The sequence below is a fragment of the Mesorhizobium sp. P2_C5_2 genome (assembly GCF_056404535.1).
In genome coordinates, this window is sequence record NZ_JBFUDV010000002.1 from 268,447 (window position 1) to 286,326 (window position 17,880).

Genomic DNA, 17,880 nt, shown 5'->3' on the forward strand with positions numbered 1-17,880 from the left:
CCGCTGTCAACAAGACCCGTGACCGCCCGGTTTTATTCCCGGGCGAAACGGATTCCTCGCGGTCAGTGCCGGTCACGGCTGCGCAAAGGAAAGGCGGCGGCCAAGACCGCCGCTCGTTGGTTTAGAGAACGCGCTCAGTGATTGCCGAAACGGTGCCGGTCACTGCCCGGCCTGACCGGTTCCTGAACCGGCTGAACCGGTTGGACCGGCTTCTTGATCGAAGCCGTGGTCGTCGTGGTTTTAACGAGCGGCTGTTGCCAATCGTCCGAGCCGTAGTGGTTGCTGCGGCCGCCGTCGTGGTGGTCGCTGCCGGCAAAGGCTGCGCCTGTCGCCATCAGGACGGCAACGGTCGCTAGAGTGATCTTGCTCATTTCATTGTTCCTTGTTTGTCGGTCAAACGGTGCCTTGGGAGGATGGCCCCGCTCCCGCCACAAACCTCCAGCGGCGAGGCTTTATTCCCGGACGCCGCGCTTCTTTTTCGCGAATTTCGGGAGGTAGAACGGGCCGAGTGTGGGCGAAAATCGCCAGCCACGCCTTAGAAATATGATGCGCAAACAAGAAGATATAACATGCTGCTGCCGAACTGATTCAGACCCTTGCGGACCCAAGCCGGCCGCACAAAGAGCGGCGGGCCAAGCCCACCGCTCTTTGTGGTCGACGATCTCTCAGGAAATCAACGGCCCCAGATGCCCTGGCCGGATTGCGGCTGGTTCGAGTCCGGCTTGATCGTGAAGCCGCCGAAGCTGGCCGGATTGCGGATCGAGGCTGTATAGCTGTGGTCGATGTTGCCTGCGGGAGCGGTCACGGCGGGCTGGTTGGCGTTGTCGGACCCATAGTGGTCGCTGCCTGCGAAAGCGGTGCCGGTGGCAACGAGGATGGCAGCAGCGGTAAGAGCGATCTTGGTCATTTTAGGTAATCCAGATTTTCAGTTCTGTCCGTCAAGTGGCGTGCCTTGGGAGGAATTCGCGTCGCTCGGACCAGCTGGATTTGGGTCTGCTATGCTGCCATTACCAATCACGAAGTTTTGCGAACCGAACCGTTCAGTTCTATCTTGAAAGATAAAAACCCGATATCGGTGTCTATTTTTATATAATAAATTCAGATTGTTATACTCTAGCGCCGGCTATATGGATGACTTGCCATCGATTCAGTGTTCACTGCCTGTGATACAGTCCGTCCATGTAAATCGAACCGAACGGTTCGGTTATTTTGGGAAGCCAGCCGTACGGTCCCAATTTGGCTGACCACATCTGCCGGAGTCTGGCTCCGGACGGGAACTCGGCACGCTTATTTGCCTTGCGATTGGTTCGAGACTATCACTTGGACGATCGCCAATCAGGCGCGACCAGCCGGTCGGAGAAACGGACGGAATTCCGGGTGACCCGCATCCAAAGACAGCAATAAAAGAATGCGGCTGCTGCTTGTCGAAGACAATCGCGAACTGGCCGATTGGCTGAGCAAGACCTTGCGCCAAGCGACCTATGTCGTCGATGTCGTCCATGACGGCGAGGATGTCGAGCACGCGCTGGCGGCAGGCGACCACGCGCTCATCATCCTCGACCTGGCGCTGCCGGGCATGGGCGGGATGGAGGTGCTGCGCAAGCTCAGGGCGCGCGGCAATCGTGTGCCGGTAATCGTGTTGACGGCCAACGCCAGCCTCGACGGCCGCGTCAAGGGTCTCAATGAAGGCGCCGACGATTACCTGGCCAAGCCTTTCCAGATCGAGGAGCTCGAGGCGCGCATCCGCGTGCAGCTACGCCGCGCCAATGACCGTACCGCGCCCGTCGTTGCCTGTGGCGATCTGAGCTTCGACACCAACACGCGGCTGTTTTCTCTTGCCGGCGAGACGCTGGCGCTGACGCCGCGCGAGCATGCGGTGCTCGAACAATTGACGGTCAAGGCCGGGCGCACGGTGAGCAAGGCGGCGCTGTCGGCGGCGATCTACGATTTCGAGACCGATGCCGACCCAAGCGCCATCGAGATTTATGTGCACCGAGTGCGCAAGAAACTGGAAGGGTCGCGGGTTCGCATCGTCACCCTGCGCGGCCTCGGCTATCTCTTGCGCCATGAAGATTAGGCGCCATGAAGATTAGCGCTATGAGGATTAGAAGCCTCCGCCTGCAGCTTCTAGCCTGGGTGGTGCTGCCGCTGGCCGGGCTTGCCACCATCAATTTGTGGACCAGCCACGGCAACGCGCTTGCCACCGCCGATCTTGTTACCGACAGGATGCTGTTGGGCTCGGCGCGGACCATTGCCGAGCAGGTGGCCATGAAGGACGGCGTGCTCGATGCCACCATACCGCCTGCGGCTATCGAGATGTTCGATACCGGCGATCGCGACAGCGTCTATTATCATGTCAAGGCTGCCGGGGGCCGGCTGCTGACCGGCTATCCCGATCTGCCTGAGCCACCGAGGCCACCCGGCACCGAGGCAAATTTTCGCGACCATCGGCTGCGCCTGCTTACCTTCAGCCACGCGGTGATCGGCGCCGGCGCGGATTCACCCATTACAGTCACTGTCGGCGTCACGCTTGGCGGGCACGATGCAATGGTGAAACGCCTGTGGTTCAGTGCTTTTGCCCAGCAGCTGGCGCTGGTTGCCATCGCCGGCGTGTTCGTGCTGCTCGGCCTGCATCGCGGCCTGGCGCCGCTGATCCGTCTGCGCGACGCGGTGCGTTCGCCGAGCCGCAGCGACCTCGACCCGGTCGACGTGGCGGGCGCGCAAAGCGAGATCCGCCCGCTGATCGATGCGCTCAATGCCTATATGGAGCGCGTGCGCGCACAAATGGCGGCGCAGCGCCGCTTCATCGCCAATGCCGCGCATCAGCTGCGGACGCCGCTGGCTCTGCTCTCGACGCAGGCAAGCTATGCGTTGCGCGAAAGCGCCGTCGATGCGCGCCAGGAAGCGCTGGTGGCGCTGCAGGCGAGCGCCGGAAAGCTGGCCCGGTTGGCCGAACAGCTCTTGACGCTGTCGCGTGCCGAGCCGGGCAGCCGGCGGCCGCGCGCCGACCGTATCGACCTGACCGAAGCGGCGCGACGGGTGCTGGAGACACAGGCGCCGGCGGCGATCGATCGCAACATTGATCTCGGCCTCGAGGAGACCGGGCCCGTGCCGGTCATTGGTGACGGCACGATGTTGCGCGAGATGATCATCAACCTGGTCGACAACGCGCTGCGCTATTCGACGGCTGGTGGCTGCGTCACGGTAAAGCTGGCGGCATCCGATGGAGACGCCGTGCTGACGGTTGCCGACGGCGGACCAGGCATCCCGGTGGACGAGCGCGAGCATGTGTTCGAGCGCTTCTACCGCATTGCCGGCTCCATCGAGGGCGGCAGCGGACTGGGGCTCGCCATCGTGCGCGAGGTCGTCGAAAATGCCGGCGGCCGCGTCACCCTTGGGGACGGCGCGGCCGGCGGTCTGGTCGTCGAGGTGCGGCTGCCGCTGGCTGGCGGCTGACGCCGCTCACTGCGTCTCATGCAAAGGCTGGGGGCGCCATTTTGCCAGGCGGTTCTCGACCATGGTCATCAGGTACTCGGCGCCGAGCGCAACCACCATGACGATGACGATCGCGGCATACATGCCGGCGGCATCGAAGGATCCCTTGGCGATGTTGATCAGCAGGCCGATGCCGTAGCGCGAACCGACGAATTCACCGACGATCGCGCCGATGATGGCAAAGCCGAAGCTGACATGCAGGCTGGCGAAGATCCAGCTCATGGCCGAGGGGACTATCACCGAACGCGTCAACTGCCAGTTGGAGGCGCCGAGGATGCGGGCGTTGGCGATCATTGCCCTGTCGGCTTCCCGCACACCCTGGAAGGCGTTGTGGAAGACGACGAAGAAAACCATCACGAAGGCAAGCGCCACTTTCGAGGCGAGGCCTAGACCGAGGATCATGATGAAGATCGGCGCCAGAACCACGCGCGGAATGGAATTGATCACCTTGATGTAGATCGAGAAGATATCGGCAGCCATGCGGTTGCGGCCGAGCGCGACGCCGATGATGATGCCGGCGACGGAACCCGTGACGAAGCCGATGACGGACTCCTCCATGGTGACGTAGAGATGGTACCAGAGCGGCCCTTCGGACGTTCCTTCCGTCGTCCATTCGTAAAGCCGCTGCGCGATCGCGCTCGGCATTGCGTAGAAGAACGGATCGATCCAGGCCAGGCGCGCGGCGACCTCCCAAAGGCCGAGAAAGGCAATGAGGATGCCGAACCGCCAAAACATCACGGCGCGGCGGCGATGTTGAGAAGCCTTCGCCGCGGCCGCTTCGATTTCCGCGTCGGAAGTGCCAGGCTTGAAAGCCCCTGCTCTGATGTCGATGGCCGCATCGGTCATGGCGTTGCTCCTCAGGCTGCCGCGCGCGCATAGCTGGTCTCGACCTCTTCCTTGAGATCGGCCCAGATGGTGCGCGAATAGTCGATGAAACTCTGTTCGTAGCGGATGTCGGCGACGACGCGCGGGCGCGGCAGATCGATGGTGTAGACCGACTTCACCGTCGCCGGCCCGGCGGTCAGGACATAGACCTTGTCGGCGAGCGCAATCGCCTCTTCCAGATCATGGGTAACGAACACCACCGAGGCCTTGGTCTGCGACCACAGGCGCAACAATTCCTCATGCATCAACACGCGCGTCTGGACATCGAGGGCGGAAAACGGCTCATCCATGAGCAGGATTTCCGGTCCGTTGATGAAGGTCTGGGCGAGCGCCACACGCTTGCGCATGCCGCCTGAAAGCTGGTGCGGATAATGGTGTTCGAAGCGCGACAGCCCGACGCGCGCCAGCCAGTCGCGGGCCGCGACCGTGGCATCCGCCTTCGCCTTGCCGCGAAACAGCGGACCCGCCATCACGTTGTCGATCACGGTTTTCCAGGGAAACAAGGCATCGCTCTGGAAAACAAAGCCGATGCGCGGATCGATGCCCTTGACCGGTGCGCCCATGACGCGAACCTCGCCGGCGCTTGGGCTTGCCAGCCCCGTGACCAAATTGAGGGTGGTGGATTTTCCGCAGCCGGTCGGGCCAACCACGGCGACGAATTCGCCGCGCTCGACGGTCATGGTGAAATCGCGCAGCGCCGTCAGCGATTTGCCGGTGGGCGAGAGGAAGCGACGGCTGACATTGATCAGCTCGATCGCTGGGGTGGTGTTTTCCTGGCTCATGGTGGAACTCCGGGTTCGAGCGGATGCCCGCCGGCGGCCAAGGGCTGCCGGACGTCGAGAACTTGCAAGCGCCGGCGCGATGCCTTCATCACGCCGGCGGGGTCGGCTACTTGGCGTTCTTGACGAATTCCGTGGTGTAGGTCTTGGAAAGGTCGATCTGCTTGCCTTGCAGTTCCTTCTTGAAGGCCGACAGCACGGTCAAAACCGTTTCCGGTCCACCCTGGGGCATCACGCCATCGGGGGTGAACATCGCCTTGCCAGCGTCGAGCGCCTTCACATAGCCCTCCTTGTCGCCGACATAGTAGTCCTTCGGCATCTTTTCGGCGATTTCGGCGCCGCTGTGCGTGCTGATGAACTTCAGCGTCTTGACGAAAGCGTTGGTGAGTTTCTGCGCAGTGTCCTTGTGTGCCTCGACCCATTCAGTCTGCATATAGAGCGAGGCTGCCGGATAGGTGCCGCCGAGCGCCGCCTTGGTGCCTTCCATCGTTCGCATGTCGATGAGAACGGACGCCTCGCCGGTCTTCAGCAACCGGGTGATCGTCGGCTCTGTCGTCATGCCTGCCTGGATCTTGTCCTGCTGCATGGCGGCGATGAAGGTGTTGCCGGCGCCGACCGGCACCGAGGTGAACTCGCCAAGCTTCAAGCCGTTCTTCACCGCGAGGTACTCGGTCAGGAAGTTCGTCGAGGAGCCGAGGCCAGTCACCCCAAGGCTCATGCCCTTGAAATCGGCGGGCGACTTGATCTCGGGATGCTTGGTCGAAACAAGTTCGACCTCGCCCGGTGCCTGGCTGAACTGGACGACGGATTCGACGAACTTGCCCTTGGCCTGGAGGTCGATGCAGTGATCGTAAAAGCCGACCACGCCCTGCACGGCGCCCGCCAGCATCTCGTTTTCGGCATCGACGCCGGCCGGCTCGTTGAGCAATTCGACGTCGAGGCCCTCATCCTTGAAATAGCCGAGCGCCTCGGCAAGCTTGGCGGGCAGATAGATCTGTTTCTCGTAACCGCCGACCATGATGGAGACCTTGTCGTCGGCGCGAGCGGACGGCGCGGACAAGGCCATGGTGGCGACAAGTGCGGTTGTGGCGGCTGAATCAAGCAGAATTCGCGCGAGCGACATGGCCTCTTCCCTTTATTCGTTTCCCGCGCCCCGCTCTCTCCCATCGCTTTGCGCGACAATATTGGGGGCGCTCGTCAACAGTTAGGGCACCAAGCTTTCATCCACCTTTCAAAGCAACCCGGAAAATCACCGCAGACCTTACGGATTGGTAAGCTGGCCTGGCCTGCCGCTTACCTTGCGCCAAGCCCGAGCACCTCGCGCATGTCGTATTCGCCGGGCGGCCTCCCCGCGACCCAAAGTGCCGCGGCAATGGCGCCGCGCGCGAACATCGAACGGTCGCCGGCGGAATGGGAGAGCGTGAGTGTCTCGCCTTCGCTGAGGAAGCTCGCACTGTGCTCGCCGACGATGCTGCCGCCGCGCAGCACGGCAAAGCCGATCTCACCGGCAGGGCGCGGACCTGTTACGCCGTCGCGGGTGCGTCGCGCCACGTCGTCCAAGATGACGCCGCGCCCCCGAGCGGCCGCCTCGCTCAGCATCAGCGCGGTGCCCGATGGCGCATCGACCTTGAAGCGGTGGTGCGCTTCCAGGATTTCGATATCGGCGTCGGGACCAAGTGCCCGCGCCGCCTGTTCGACCAGCCCGGCCAGCATGTTGAGGCCGAGCGAGTAGCTGCCCGAGCGCACGATGGCGACGGACTTCGCTGCCTCGGCGATATCGGCAAGCTCGGCCGGCTCGAAGCCGGTCGAGCCGATGACCAGCGCCGGGCCGCCACGCGCGGCGCAAGCTTGTGCAAGATCAACGGAGGCCGCCGGCGTGGTGAAGTCGATGACGACATCGGCCAGGCCAAGTGCCTCGTCGCGCTCGACCAGGCCCTCGCCGGCGCTGCCCGGCCTGTGAAAGCGGGCGACGAGCGCCAGCCTGGGATCGGCCTCGACGGCCAGCGCCATCTGCTGGCCCATGCGGCCGAGCGCGCCGGCGATGGCTATCTTCAGTGGATGCGGCATGGCGGTTTCGTCAGAAATCAGAGTCCGAACAATCGTCTAGCACGCCCCCTTGCCAGATTGATTCAAGCTGCGCCATGCGTCTTCAGCATCATGCCGGCGATCTCCTTGACCAGCTTGGCGGCGACCAGCGCGGTCAGGTTGGAGATATCTTGGTTTGCATTGTATTCGACGACATCGGCCGCGACGATCGGTTGGTCGATCCCCTGGATCAGGCCGATCACTTGCCGGGTTGTAAGACCACCGGGTTCGCGGTGCGACACGCCGGGCGCACAGGCGGGATCGAGGCCGTCGAGATCGACCGAGAGATAGACCGGTGTCTTGAGGTCGAGCCGCAGATCCTCGCTGAAATGGCGCGCCTCGATCACCTCGACGCCGAAGCGTGCGAGCTGGTCGCGCAGTTCGTCATTGAGCGTGCGCAAACCGATCTGGATCAGCCGGTCGGCCAGTCCCTCCTCCAGGAGGCGGGCAAAGGACGAAGTGTGCGAGCGCTTGTTACCCTGATAGGCATCGTAGATGTCGGGATGGGCGTCGATCTGGACGATCGTCAGGCTGGGGTGGCGGCGGCGCACCGCGCGCAGAACCGGCCAGGCGATGGCGTGATCACCGCCGAGGCTGATCAGCGGATGGCCGGCATCCAGCGCTTGACCGACCTCGGCCTCGATCCGCTCCCACGGGTCGCCACCGCTTGTGAAATCGATGTCGCCATGGTCGAGAAAACTGTCCGCCACATCGAAGCCTGTCTCACTCCAGGAACTGTGGGCGTCGCTTTTGAGCTCGCGCCGGATCAGGGCCGGCGCTGCAGCCGCGCCCTTGAGATAGGACGAGTTCTCGTCATGCGGTATTCCCAGAAGCGAAACCCTGGCCATTGGCGTGCGATCTCCGGCAACAGGCAATCTCCCTAAACCCGGGAGCTGGCTGGCGATAGCGCAGCCGCTTGGGCCAGCAGCGCGGTCAGGCCGGGGTCATTTCCTGGCCGCACCGCCAAGCCTTTGCCTGACGATCGCGGCGTGGAAATTCGTGCCGTGCAACAGCCCGTCATCGTTGAAGTCGTAGCTGGAATTGTGCAGCGGCACTGACGCCTCGCCATTGCCGAGGAAGACGAAACAGCCAGGTACATGATCGAGAAAGCGGGCGAAATCCTCCGAGGCGGTCATCGGCTCCGCCGCCACGCCCGCATCGGGCAGCACGCGCCTTGCCGCGGCAAAGGCCTCCTCGACCAGATCGGCGTCATTTTGCAGCGGCACGAACTCCCTAGAGTAGGTGACTTCGGCGGTGACATTGTAGGCGACTGCCGTACCTTGCGCGATGATGCGCATCTGGCGCTCGATCTCGGCGCTGACTTCGGGGCGGAAACTGCGGGCATCGCCGAGGACGCGGGCGAGACCAGGCAGTGCGTTGCGGGTGCCGTCGGTGATCAACTCGGTCACCGAAACCACCGAAATGTCGGCGGGGCTCAGCCGGCGCGAAACAATGGTCTGCAGATTGGTGACCAGCGCGCAGGCGGCAACCAGCGTCTCGTTGCCCGAATGCGGGCGAGCGGCGTGGCCGCCGATCCCCTTGAGCACGATCTCGAAATTGTCCTCCGCCGACATGAACGGGCCGGAACGGGTCTCGAAATGCCCGATGGGCAGGCCCGGCATGTTGTGCAGGCCAAAGATCTCGTCGAAGGGGAAGCGCTGCATCAGGCCGTCATCGAGCATAGCCAGTGCGCCCCTGCCCCATTCCTCGGCCGGCTGGAAGATGAAGCGCACGGTGCCGTCGAAACCACCCTCGGTGGCCAGCAGCTTTGCCGCGCCAAGCAGCATGGTGGTGTGGCCGTCATGGCCGCAGGCATGCATGAAGCCGGGGTTCTGCGAGCGATAGGCGGCCGTCGACTGTTCCGTTATGCGCAGCGCATCCATGTCGGCCCGCAGCGCAATCGCCCTATTGCCGCTGCCGCGCTTCAACGTGCCGACGACACCGGTGCCGCCGACGCCTTCGGTGACATCGTCCAGGCCGAATTCACGCAGCTTGGCGGCGACGAAGGCGGCCGTGCGCTTTTCCTCGAAACCGAATTCCGGATGCGCGTGGAGGTCGCGCCGCCAGCCGGTCATCTCCCGCTTCAGCGCATCGCGATCGAACTCAGCCATTTTCTCCCCTGACCTATTTTGCAAGCTGGGTGGCGACATCAAGCAGAATGTTGGCGCCGGCGACAAGCTCGGCATCATTGGTATGTTCGAGCGGGCTGTGGCTGATGCCGCCGGCGCTGGGCACGAAGATCATCGCCGCCGGCGCGATGCGGGCCATCATCTGCGCATCATGGCCAGCGCCCGATGTCATGCGCCTGACGCGGAGACCACGGTTCTTCGCGGCGGCCTCGATCCGTTCGACGATACCGATGTCGAACAGCACCGGCTCGAAGCGAGCCAGCCGTTCGACCGAGATCGATACGTTCTCCGAAACGGCAAGGTCTTCAAGATGGGTGGCAAGGGCTGCCTCATGCGCCTGCAGCCGCTGTTCGTCGGGATCGCGCAAATCGATGGTGAAGACGGCGCGCGAAGGGATGACGTTGATGGCATTCGGCTCGAAGCGCATCGTGCCGACAGTAACCACGGTCGGCCCGTTGGAAGCCGTGGCCCGGTCGTGCAGGAAGGTGATGACTCGGGCGGCGGCATGTCCGGCATCGCTGCGCATCGACATCGGCGTGGTGCCGGCATGATTGGCGGCGCCGTCGATGGCGATGCGCTGCCAGGAGATGCCTTGCAAATTCTCGACCGCGCCGACCGGCACGCCTTCGCGCTCCAGCACCGGCCCCTGTTCGATATGCAGTTCGAGATAGGCGTGCGGCTTGAGGAAGCCGGGTTCGCGGTCACCGGCATAGCCGATGCGGGCGAGCTCCTGGCCGAGCACGCTGCCGTCCGTGCCGATGGCGGTCAACATCGCGTCCGCGCCCGCGCCACCGGCATGAACAAGCGACCCCATCATGTCGGGCGTGTAGCGCACGCCTTCCTCGTTGGTGAAAGCTGCGACCGCGACCGGGCGCGACCGCGAAAAGCCCGACTCCTTCAGCGTCTCGATCACCTCCAACCCCGCAAGCACCCCGTAACAGCCATCATAGATGCCGGCATCGATGACGGTGTCGATGTGCGAACCGATAAGCAGCGGCGCCTGAGCGGCATTGTCCGGGCTTTGCCAGATGCCGAAAATATTGCCGACCCGGTCGATGGCGACATCGAGCCCGGCTTGGTTGAGCCAGCTGACGAAGAGGTCGCGGCCCTGCCTGTCGGTGTCTGAGGCGGCGAGCCGGGTCAGCCTCCCCTCCCCGTCGCGGCCGACGGCGCCAAGCTCACGGATGCGGCCAAGCAGACGCTGCGCATCGACACCGATCATGACAATACCCCGACCGGCATCTTGCCGGCGAGCACATCGGCAGGGCTTTGCCCAACCAGCTCTGCATAACGATGGGGGTCGGTGGCGCCTTCGGTGTTGATCAGCAGCACGCGGGATTGGCCGTCGAGCCCGAGAGCGGCGCTGTTGTCGGCCACCGCCCGGATCAGCCCGGCGAGGCCGACACCGCCGCTTTCGCCTGAAACGATCACCGGATCGCCGCCAGTCGGCCGGGCCAGCCGCCGCATCACCGCGACGGCCTCATCCTCGTCCACCGTCATGAAGGCGTCGGCAACGCGCGCCAGCACACGCCAGGCGACGGCTGAGGCCTCATAGCATTCAAGCATCGCCATCACCGTCGGCTGGTCGTGCTCGACCTTGACCACGCGGCCTGCCTGGGCGGCTGCGACAACGCAGGCGGCGCGGGCCGGCTCGACTACGATGAATGTCGGCCTGGCGTCACCGAGCACGATGGCGAGATGGCCGGCCAGCGCGGCGGCGATGCCGCCGACACCGGCCTGCACGAAGACATGGGTTGGCGGCTGCGGCAACTGACGCAGCGCTTCGCGCACGATCGCCGTATAGCCCTGCATGACCAGACCGGGAATGCGCTCATAGCCCGGCCAGGATGTGTCGGACACTACCGTCCAGCCCTTCTCGGCGGACACTTCGGCAGCTTGCCTCACCGAGTCGTCATAATTGCCGTCGACGCGGATCATCTCGGCGCCATAGCGGGCGATGGCAGCGATGCGCTCCTCGCTGACGCCGGCGTGAACGAAGATCGCCGCCTTGGCGCCGACAAGCTGCGCCCCTTGCGCAACCGAGCGGCCATGATTGCCGTCGGTGGCGCAGGCCACCGTCATGCCGGCAGCGACCGCCCGAATTTCCGGCCGGTCGAGATCGGCGACATCTGCGCGCCGGCCGAGCGACCGGCTCGCCTCCTCCAGCACCAGGCGGAAGACGGCATAGGCGCCGCCCAGCGCCTTGAAGCTGCCGAGGCCGAGGCGAAAGCCTTCATCCTTGATGTGGATGGCGCCGAGGCCGAGCTCTCCGGCCAGCGCCGGCAGCGCATGCAACGGCGTTGGCAGATGATTGTCGCGATGGGCCAGAAAACGTTCGACCGTGTCGACGCCGGCGGTCCCCAGCGTTTCGGCATCGACGGGATCGAGCGGCTGGCGGTGCAAGGCATTGTTGTTGAGCAGGAACACGGGCGGCCTCCTTGAGATCAGACGAAATCATATTGCAGCGCAGGTGCAAAGAGCGCTGTAATTGGCGCTTCGAAATGCAAGTTTGTTTCGCCGGGATCCCTCCATTGCCTGCATCGCCCTCACTCGACAGTTTCGACCTCGCCATCCTTGCCATCCTGCAAAGGGACAACACGACGCCGCAGCGGCTGATCGGCGAGGCCGTCAACCTGTCGGCGCCGGCGGTGCAGCGGCGCATCAAGCGCATGGAACAGTCCGGGGTCATCGCCGGCAATGTCGCCATGGTCGATCCGGCGGCGGTCGGCCAGCCTATCACCATCTTCGTCGAGGTGGAGCTGGAGAGCGAACGCTCAGACCTGATAGACGCGGCCAAGCGGCAATTCTCGGCGGCGCAGGAAGTGCAGCAATGCTACTACGTCACCGGCGAGGCCGATTTCATCCTGGTCATCACGGTGGCTGACATGGGCGCCTATGAGGCGCTGACGCGCAAACTTTTCTTCGACAGCAAGAATGTCCGGAAATTCCGCACCTTCGTTGCCATGGACCGGGTCAAGGTCGGGCTGACGGTGCCTTTGCCGGGATAGCCGGGTCAACCGGCCGGTCGCAGCCAGACCTTGTTGTCGTGGAAGGCCGCACCGCCATAGGGCGCCGGCGCATCGGCGCCGGTCAGCACATTGATGCCTTCGCCGCGTTCATGGGCGCTGTTTGGCCAGATGCCTTCGGCGATCACCACGCCGCGCTTGAGGCCATCGAATAGCTTTGCGTGCAGCACCACCTCGCCGCGCCGGTTGCCGACCTCGATGCGGTCGCCGTCGCCCAATCCAAGGGCTGCGGCGTCGTCCGGATGCAGGAGGAGTTCCGGGCGGCCTTCCTTGGCCTTCGACACCGGCGTTTCCGAGAAGGTCGAATTGAGGAAGTTGCGCGCCGGCGATGTGGTGAGCCGGAACGGGTGCTCGGCGTCCGCGACCTCGATCAGGTCGACATGGTCGGGGAATTCCGGCAGATCCGCCACCGGCCCGAACAGGCCCATGCTTTTCGGCGGCCGGTTAGGCGCCGCCTGCCCGCTCCAGTTGGCTCGGAAATGGAATTTCTTGTCGGCATGGCCGAAGCCATTGACGAAATGTGCCGCCTCGAAATCCGGCTGCAGGTCGACCCATTTGTCTTCCTTCAGGCTGGCGAAGCTGCCCAGCCCGCGTTTGCCCAAGATGATGTCGATATGCTGCTGCTCGGTCAGGCCAAAACCCGGCCGGCCGGCGACGCCGAGACGTTCGGCCAGTTGCTCGATGACGAAATGATTGGTGCGCGGCCCTTCCGGCGGTTCGATCAATTTGGGACCAAGCGTGATGTGCTGGTTACCGCCGCCCTTGTAGACGTCGTCATGCTCGAGGAACATCGTTGCCGGCAGCACGACGTCGGCGAGTTTTGCCGTGTCGGTCATGAACTGTTCGTGCACGCAGGTGAACAGGTCATCGCGCAGGAAACCCTGCTTCACCAGCCGCTGTTCGGGCGCGACATTCACCGGGTTGGTGTTCTGGATCAGCATCGCCGTCACCGGCGGGCCGCCATAGAGCGCGTCCGCCGCACCTGTCAGCACCGGACCGGTCCGAGACTGGTCGAGATGGCGGATGTTGGGATCACGCATCGCCGTGCCTTCCAGCAGATCCTGGTTGAGCTTGAAGATGCCGGAATTGGAATGGAAGGCGCCGCCGCCCTCATACTGCCATGCGCCGGTGACGGCGGCGATGCAGGACGCCGCATGCATATTGACCGAGCCGTTGCGCTGGCGGGCAAAGCCATAGCCGAGGCGGAAATAGGTTTTCCTCGTCGTGCCGACCAATCGTGCGAAGGCCTCGATCTCGGCGACGGTTAGGCCGGTGATGGCGGATGCCCATTCCGGCGTGCGCGTCTCCAGATGCGCTTCCAGGCCCTTGGGATCGTCGGTGTATTTTTCGAGATAGGCGCGGTCGGCCATGCCTTCCCTGAACAGCACGTGCATGACCGCGCAGGCCAGCGCGCCATCGGTGCCGGGCTTCAGCACCAGGCCCATATCAGCCTGCTTCATCGTCGCGTTCTCGTAGACGTCGATGACGACGATGCTGGCGCCGCGTTCCTTGCGCGCCTTGATGGCATGGGTCATGACATTGACCTGCGTGACCACGGCATTGGTGCCCCAGATCACCACGCAGTCGGACTTGGCCATCTCGCGCGGGTCGGGACCGCGCAAGGCGCCCGCCCCGATCATCCAGCCGGTCCAGGCCAGGTTGGTGCAGATCGATCCGAAGAAGCCGGAATATTTCTTGGCATGCCGCAGCCGGTCGATGCCGTCGCGCTGCACCAGCCCCATCGTGCCGGCATAGTAATAGGGCCAGACCGTCTCCGAGCCGTATTTTTCTTCCGCTGCGATGAATTTCTCGGCGACGAGGTCAAGTGCCGCCTCCCAGCTCGATTCCTTCCAGAGGCTGTCGCCCTTGGCGCCGGCGCGCACCAACGGCTTCAGCAGCCGGTCGGGATGGTGGACACGGTCGGCATAGCGCGCGACCTTGGCGCAGACGACTCCGGAAGTGTAGGTGTTGGCCTTGGCGCCATGGACGCGGCCAATGCGATTGCCATCGAGCAACTCGACCTCGAGCGCGCAGGTCGACGGACAATCATGCGGACAGGCGGAGTGGCCGATGCGGAGCTTGGCGTGCTGGTTCATGGGGCGCATTTAGCGGGTTTTGTGATCGGCGTGTAGGGCCAGATGATTAGCCAATCTCCCCCCAAGTGGGGGAGATGTCCGGCAGGACAGAGGGGGGCGCGAAGGATCGCGACCTATCTATTCGTTCACCGAAGGCGGCGGTGGGTGGCTGCAACAAGGCCGACAGGTTGGTGGGACAGCGCCCCCCTCTGCCCTGCCGGGCATCTCCCCCACGAGGGGGGAGATTACGCTCACTCCGCCGTGCCTTCCTCATATTCCGCCGACATGGTCAGCCACTTCTCCTCGTGACCGGCCAGCTGCTGTGCCAGCTGCGAGCGCTCCTTGGCGAGCCTCGTCGCCGTCGATGGATCCTTCTCGTAGACGGCCGGATTGGCGAGTTCGTCCTCGATCAGGTCGATGCGCTTGCGGATGCGGTCCATCAGCGCTTCGGTGGCGCGGATTTCCTTGGCCAGCGGTTCGAAGGCGGCGCGGCGCGCGGCCGCATCGCGGCGGCGATCGGCCTTTGATGCCTTCTCGGCCTCGCGCTTGCCGCGGCGGTCGCCCGACACGCCGGTGACCAGCGTCTTGTAGTCTTCGAGGTCGCCGTCATACGGGTTGACCGCACCGTCCTTCACCAGCCACAGCCGGTCGGCGGTCGCCTCCAGAAGATGGCGGTCGTGCGAGATCAGGATGACGGCGCCGGGAAACTCGTTCAGCGCGTGGATCAGGGATTCACGGCTGTCAATGTCGAGATGGTTGGTCGGTTCGTCGAGGATGAACAGGTTTGGCCCTTCGAAAGCCGACAGGCCCATCAACAGCCGCGCCTTCTCGCCGCCCGACAGGTCCTTGGCGGCGGTGTTCATCTTTTCAGTGGTCAGGCCGAACTGGGCAACGCGGCCGCGCACCTTTGATTCCGGCGCCTCCGGCATCAGCCGGCGGACATGCTCGTAGGCGTTTTCCTCCGGCCTGAGATCATCGAGCTGATGCTGGGCGAAGATCGCCACCTTCAGCCCCGGCGCCACCGTCATGGTGCCGGTTTCCTGCTTCAACCGGCCCGACAGAAGCTTGGCGAAGGTCGACTTGCCGTTGCCGTTGGCGCCGAGCAGCGCGATGCGGTCGTCGGCGTCGATGCGCAGCGTCATCTTCTTCAGGATCGGCTGGCCGTCGGTGTAGCCGACATTGACGTTATTGAGCGCCACAATCGGCGAGGCCACGGTCTTCACCGGCTCCGGGAAGGAGAAGGGCCGTACCGTGTCGTTCACGATCGCGGCGATCGGCTTCATCTTCTCCAGCGCCTTGATGCGCGACTGCGCCTGCCTCGCCTTCGAAGCCTTGGCGCGGAAGCGCTCGACGAAGGACTCCATGTGCTTGCGCGCAGCTTCCTGCTTGACGCGGCCCTTCTCTTGCAACTCCTTCTGCTCGGTGTACTGGCGCTCGAACTGGTCATAGCCCCCGCGCCAGAAGGTCAGCTTCTTCTGGTCGAGATGGACGATGGAATTGACGGCGCGGTTGAGCAGGTCGCGATCGTGCGAGATCAGAAGCACCGTGTGCGGGTATTTCGATACATAGTTCTCCAGCCACAGTGTGCCTTCGAGATCGAGATAGTTGGTTGGCTCGTCGAGCAGCAGAAGGTCGGGCTCGGCAAACAGCACGGCGGCGAGCGCCACACGCATGCGCCAGCCGCCGGAGAAGGACGAGGCCGGGCGGCGCTGCGCGGCGTCGTCAAAGCCGAGACCGGCAAGAATGGTGGCCGCGCGCGACTCGGCCGAGTGCGCGTCGATGTCGGCCAGCCGCATGTGGATGTCGGCGATGCGGTGCGCGTCGGTGGCGGTCTTTTCCTCTTCAAGCAGCGCGTTTCGCTCGAGGTCGGCCTTGAGCACGATCTCGATCAGCGGCTCCTCGGTGCCCGGCGCTTCCTGCGCCACCTGGCCGATGCGGGTGTTCTTGGGCAGGCTGATCGAGCCGGTCTCGGAGGGGAAATCGCCGGTGATGGCCTTGAACAAGGTCGTCTTGCCGGTGCCATTGCGGCCGACGAGGCCGGCCTTGGTGCCGGCTGGCAAGGTCAGCGAGGCATGATCGAGAAGCAAGCGTCCGGCCATGCGGAGCGAAAGATCGTTGATGATAAGCATGGCCGCGCTTTTGCACGGGACACCGGCGCTTCGCAAGGGCTTGGGGGTCGGCTGGTACGATCTGGCGCGAAAACCGCACGAAGGCGGCACTGTTGTGCAGGGTACGGACAGCGCCCTTTCTCGCCGATCCGGCAGCGTAGCCGAAAGCGGATCCCGGCGGAGGCATAAACAATTATATCGTTTAGTCCAAGCATCGCACTGTCAGAAAAGTCACTTCAATTTTCTTATCAATGCTGTGAACATGTAATCGCGCCGTGAGTCGACTTTGAGGGGCGCCAAAAACAATTTGACGGTCAGGAGCTCATGATGGAAAGGGTCGAAAACGATCTACGCGTCCTAAGATATGTCGCCGAAATTACCCGGAAATTGGCGAGGATGCTTTCGCAGACGCGTTATCACATGTTGGTCTATTTTCTGGAAATGACGGCCATCGAAGCCGACAATCTGGCGGCCGAGCAGGGTGCGGGACGGACGGAAAGTCAGACGCCGCCGGAGTGATCCGGTTGAACGCGTCGCTGAAGGCGGTCGAGCGCGTCCAGGCAGTTGAGCCGGAGCGCTTCGACGGCCGTGCCTCGACACCCTGGCGCGGGTCGACGGCGGTCTGGCCGAGAATCCGCTCCCGCAGCCAACCGAGCGCGACAAGATGATGGCGCGCCGCAGGGTTGCGGAAGCATTTTCGCCAGGGATCAATGGCCGGTCCCTCTGTGGGACAGCTCCTGCGGTCAGGCCTTCGCCTTGCGCTTCGTCACCTTGGCAGCGGCAGCCGGAATGGCCGGCTTGCGGCCGAGGCCAGAGGATTTGGCCAATGCCGACCGGGTCGCGGAATAGTTCGGCGCTACCATCGGATAGTCCGACGGCAAGCTCCATTTGGTCCGATACTCGTCCGGGCTGAGGCCATGGTCGGTCATCAAGTGGCGCTTCAGCGACTTGAATTTCTTGCCATCCTCGAGGCAGACAATGTGATCAGGAAACACCGAGCGCTTCGGATTGACGGCAGGGTTAAGCGCAGGGCTCTCCACGGCAGCAGCATTGCCCAACTTGCGAACCGATGCGCTGACGCTTGCGATCAAATCCGGTAGACTAGAAGCTGGCAGTGGATTGTTGCCAACATAGGCCGATACAATGTCGGCGGTCAGTTCAATAGCAGTCTTGTTGTCGAGAGTTTGCAATTTGTTTTTCTCCCGCCGGTGATGCAGTTGCCGGCTTTTTTTTGAAGAGTGTTCTCGATGTATCCACTTAACAGCACCCCCCCAGTGGGTCGTTAAGCGTCAGTAAAT

17 protein-coding genes are annotated in these 17,880 nt (G+C 63.6%); 4 read left to right on the forward strand and 13 right to left on the reverse strand.

Annotation, left to right across the window (positions count from 1 at the left end):
• Window positions 1-134 precede the first annotated feature (134 nt).
• Entirely contained in the window at window positions 135-371 is a 237-nt protein-coding gene (locus AC1D1B_RS08180; protein WP_477331020.1) for a DUF680 domain-containing protein, read from the reverse strand.
• 302 nt (window positions 372-673) lie between these two features.
• Window positions 674-907 carry a DUF680 domain-containing protein gene (locus AC1D1B_RS08185; protein WP_477331022.1) on the reverse strand — a complete coding sequence of 78 codons (234 nt, stop codon included), beginning with the start codon at window positions 905-907 and terminating at the stop codon, window positions 674-676.
• Between the two features lie 501 nt (window positions 908-1,408).
• Here AC1D1B_RS08185 and AC1D1B_RS08190 point away from each other — a divergent pair.
• Complete coding sequence (locus AC1D1B_RS08190) at window positions 1,409-2,077, forward strand: response regulator (RefSeq protein ID WP_477331024.1); 669 nt, start codon at window positions 1,409-1,411, stop codon at window positions 2,075-2,077.
• A gap of 20 nt (window positions 2,078-2,097) precedes the next feature.
• Complete coding sequence (locus AC1D1B_RS08195) at window positions 2,098-3,456, forward strand: sensor histidine kinase (protein ID WP_477331026.1); 1,359 nt, start codon at window positions 2,098-2,100, stop codon at window positions 3,454-3,456.
• Window positions 3,457-3,462: 6 nt separating this feature from the next.
• Here the strand turns inward: AC1D1B_RS08195 and AC1D1B_RS08200 are convergent, their stop codons facing one another.
• The 8 genes from AC1D1B_RS08200 to AC1D1B_RS08235 form a co-directional block, all read right to left on the reverse strand.
• Window positions 3,463-4,341 carry an ABC transporter permease gene (locus AC1D1B_RS08200; RefSeq protein WP_477264471.1) on the reverse strand — a complete coding sequence of 293 codons (879 nt, stop codon included), beginning with the start codon at window positions 4,339-4,341 and terminating at the stop codon, window positions 3,463-3,465.
• 11 nt (window positions 4,342-4,352) lie between these two features.
• On the reverse strand, window positions 4,353-5,162 hold the full coding sequence (locus AC1D1B_RS08205; RefSeq protein ID WP_477331028.1) for an ABC transporter ATP-binding protein: 810 nt from the start codon (window positions 5,160-5,162) through the stop codon (window positions 4,353-4,355).
• A 106-nt stretch (window positions 5,163-5,268) separates the two neighbouring features.
• On the reverse strand, window positions 5,269-6,225 hold the full coding sequence (locus AC1D1B_RS08210) for an ABC transporter substrate-binding protein (RefSeq protein WP_477332101.1): 957 nt from the start codon (window positions 6,223-6,225) through the stop codon (window positions 5,269-5,271).
• Window positions 6,226-6,452: 227 nt separating this feature from the next.
• Window positions 6,453-7,226, reverse strand: a complete 774-nt coding sequence (dapB, locus tag AC1D1B_RS08215; RefSeq protein WP_477331030.1) for a 4-hydroxy-tetrahydrodipicolinate reductase — start codon at window positions 7,224-7,226, stop codon at window positions 6,453-6,455.
• A 62-nt stretch (window positions 7,227-7,288) separates the two neighbouring features.
• Entirely contained in the window at window positions 7,289-8,092 is an 804-nt protein-coding gene (locus tag AC1D1B_RS08220) for an agmatinase family protein (RefSeq protein WP_477331032.1), read from the reverse strand.
• Window positions 8,093-8,188: 96 nt separating this feature from the next.
• On the reverse strand, window positions 8,189-9,355 hold the full coding sequence (locus tag AC1D1B_RS08225; RefSeq protein WP_477331034.1) for a M20 aminoacylase family protein: 1,167 nt from the start codon (window positions 9,353-9,355) through the stop codon (window positions 8,189-8,191).
• A 13-nt stretch (window positions 9,356-9,368) separates the two neighbouring features.
• Window positions 9,369-10,595, reverse strand: coding sequence for an allantoate amidohydrolase (locus tag AC1D1B_RS08230; RefSeq protein WP_477331036.1), 1,227 nt, complete (start codon window positions 10,593-10,595; stop codon window positions 9,369-9,371).
• Complete coding sequence (locus tag AC1D1B_RS08235; RefSeq protein WP_477331038.1) at window positions 10,592-11,800, reverse strand: diaminopropionate ammonia-lyase; 1,209 nt, start codon at window positions 11,798-11,800, stop codon at window positions 10,592-10,594. Before AC1D1B_RS08235 ends, AC1D1B_RS08230 begins: the two co-directional genes overlap by 4 nt.
• A gap of 74 nt (window positions 11,801-11,874) precedes the next feature.
• Between AC1D1B_RS08235 and AC1D1B_RS08240 the strand changes: the two genes are divergently transcribed.
• Window positions 11,875-12,381 (forward strand): Lrp/AsnC family transcriptional regulator, encoded by a 507-nt coding sequence (locus AC1D1B_RS08240; RefSeq protein ID WP_477331040.1) that lies wholly within the window; start codon window positions 11,875-11,877, stop codon window positions 12,379-12,381.
• A gap of 5 nt (window positions 12,382-12,386) precedes the next feature.
• On the opposite strand, the gene AC1D1B_RS08245 is transcribed toward AC1D1B_RS08240, so the two are convergent.
• Together AC1D1B_RS08245 and AC1D1B_RS08250 are read right to left on the reverse strand one after the other, a co-directional pair.
• A complete protein-coding gene (locus AC1D1B_RS08245) occupies window positions 12,387-14,495 on the reverse strand; it encodes a molybdopterin-containing oxidoreductase family protein (protein ID WP_477331042.1) in 2,109 nt (702 codons plus the stop codon).
• Window positions 14,496-14,725: 230 nt separating this feature from the next.
• Window positions 14,726-16,603 (reverse strand): ABC-F family ATP-binding cassette domain-containing protein, encoded by a 1,878-nt coding sequence (locus AC1D1B_RS08250; RefSeq protein WP_477331044.1) that lies wholly within the window; start codon window positions 16,601-16,603, stop codon window positions 14,726-14,728.
• Between the two features lie 303 nt (window positions 16,604-16,906).
• On the opposite strand from AC1D1B_RS08250, the gene AC1D1B_RS08255 reads away from it, so the two are divergent.
• On the forward strand, window positions 16,907-17,101 hold the full coding sequence (locus tag AC1D1B_RS08255; RefSeq protein WP_477331046.1) for a hypothetical protein: 195 nt from the start codon (window positions 16,907-16,909) through the stop codon (window positions 17,099-17,101).
• A 224-nt stretch (window positions 17,102-17,325) separates the two neighbouring features.
• Here AC1D1B_RS08255 and AC1D1B_RS08260 read toward each other — a convergent pair whose 3' ends face one another.
• Entirely contained in the window at window positions 17,326-17,772 is a 447-nt protein-coding gene (locus tag AC1D1B_RS08260) for a Ros/MucR family transcriptional regulator (protein ID WP_477331048.1), read from the reverse strand.
• Window positions 17,773-17,880: the final 108 nt, after the last annotated feature.

Coding starts and splice junctions, on each gene's coding strand:
- AC1D1B_RS08180 (WP_477331020.1), bottom strand. CDS start 371: ATGAGCAAGATCACTCTAGCGACCGTTGCCGTCCTGATGGCGACAGGC.
- AC1D1B_RS08185 (WP_477331022.1), bottom strand. CDS start 907: ATGACCAAGATCGCTCTTACCGCTGCTGCCATCCTCGTTGCCACCGGC.
- AC1D1B_RS08190 (WP_477331024.1), top strand. CDS start 1,409: ATGCGGCTGCTGCTTGTCGAAGACAATCGCGAACTGGCCGATTGGCTG.
- AC1D1B_RS08195 (WP_477331026.1), top strand. CDS start 2,098: ATGAGGATTAGAAGCCTCCGCCTGCAGCTTCTAGCCTGGGTGGTGCTG.
- AC1D1B_RS08200 (WP_477264471.1), bottom strand. CDS start 4,341: ATGACCGATGCGGCCATCGACATCAGAGCAGGGGCTTTCAAGCCTGGC.
- AC1D1B_RS08205 (WP_477331028.1), bottom strand. CDS start 5,162: ATGAGCCAGGAAAACACCACCCCAGCGATCGAGCTGATCAATGTCAGC.
- AC1D1B_RS08210 (WP_477332101.1), bottom strand. CDS start 6,225: ATGGCCTTGTCCGCGCCGTCCGCTCGCGCCGACGACAAGGTCTCCATC.
- dapB (WP_477331030.1), bottom strand. CDS start 7,226: ATGCCGCATCCACTGAAGATAGCCATCGCCGGCGCGCTCGGCCGCATG.
- AC1D1B_RS08220 (WP_477331032.1), bottom strand. CDS start 8,092: ATGGCCAGGGTTTCGCTTCTGGGAATACCGCATGACGAGAACTCGTCC.
- AC1D1B_RS08225 (WP_477331034.1), bottom strand. CDS start 9,355: ATGGCTGAGTTCGATCGCGATGCGCTGAAGCGGGAGATGACCGGCTGG.
- AC1D1B_RS08230 (WP_477331036.1), bottom strand. CDS start 10,595: ATGATCGGTGTCGATGCGCAGCGTCTGCTTGGCCGCATCCGTGAGCTT.
- AC1D1B_RS08240 (WP_477331040.1), top strand. CDS start 11,875: ATGCAAGTTTGTTTCGCCGGGATCCCTCCATTGCCTGCATCGCCCTCA.
- AC1D1B_RS08245 (WP_477331042.1), bottom strand. CDS start 14,495: ATGAACCAGCACGCCAAGCTCCGCATCGGCCACTCCGCCTGTCCGCAT.
- AC1D1B_RS08250 (WP_477331044.1), bottom strand. CDS start 16,603: ATGCTTATCATCAACGATCTTTCGCTCCGCATGGCCGGACGCTTGCTT.
- AC1D1B_RS08255 (WP_477331046.1), top strand. CDS start 16,907: ATGATGGAAAGGGTCGAAAACGATCTACGCGTCCTAAGATATGTCGCC.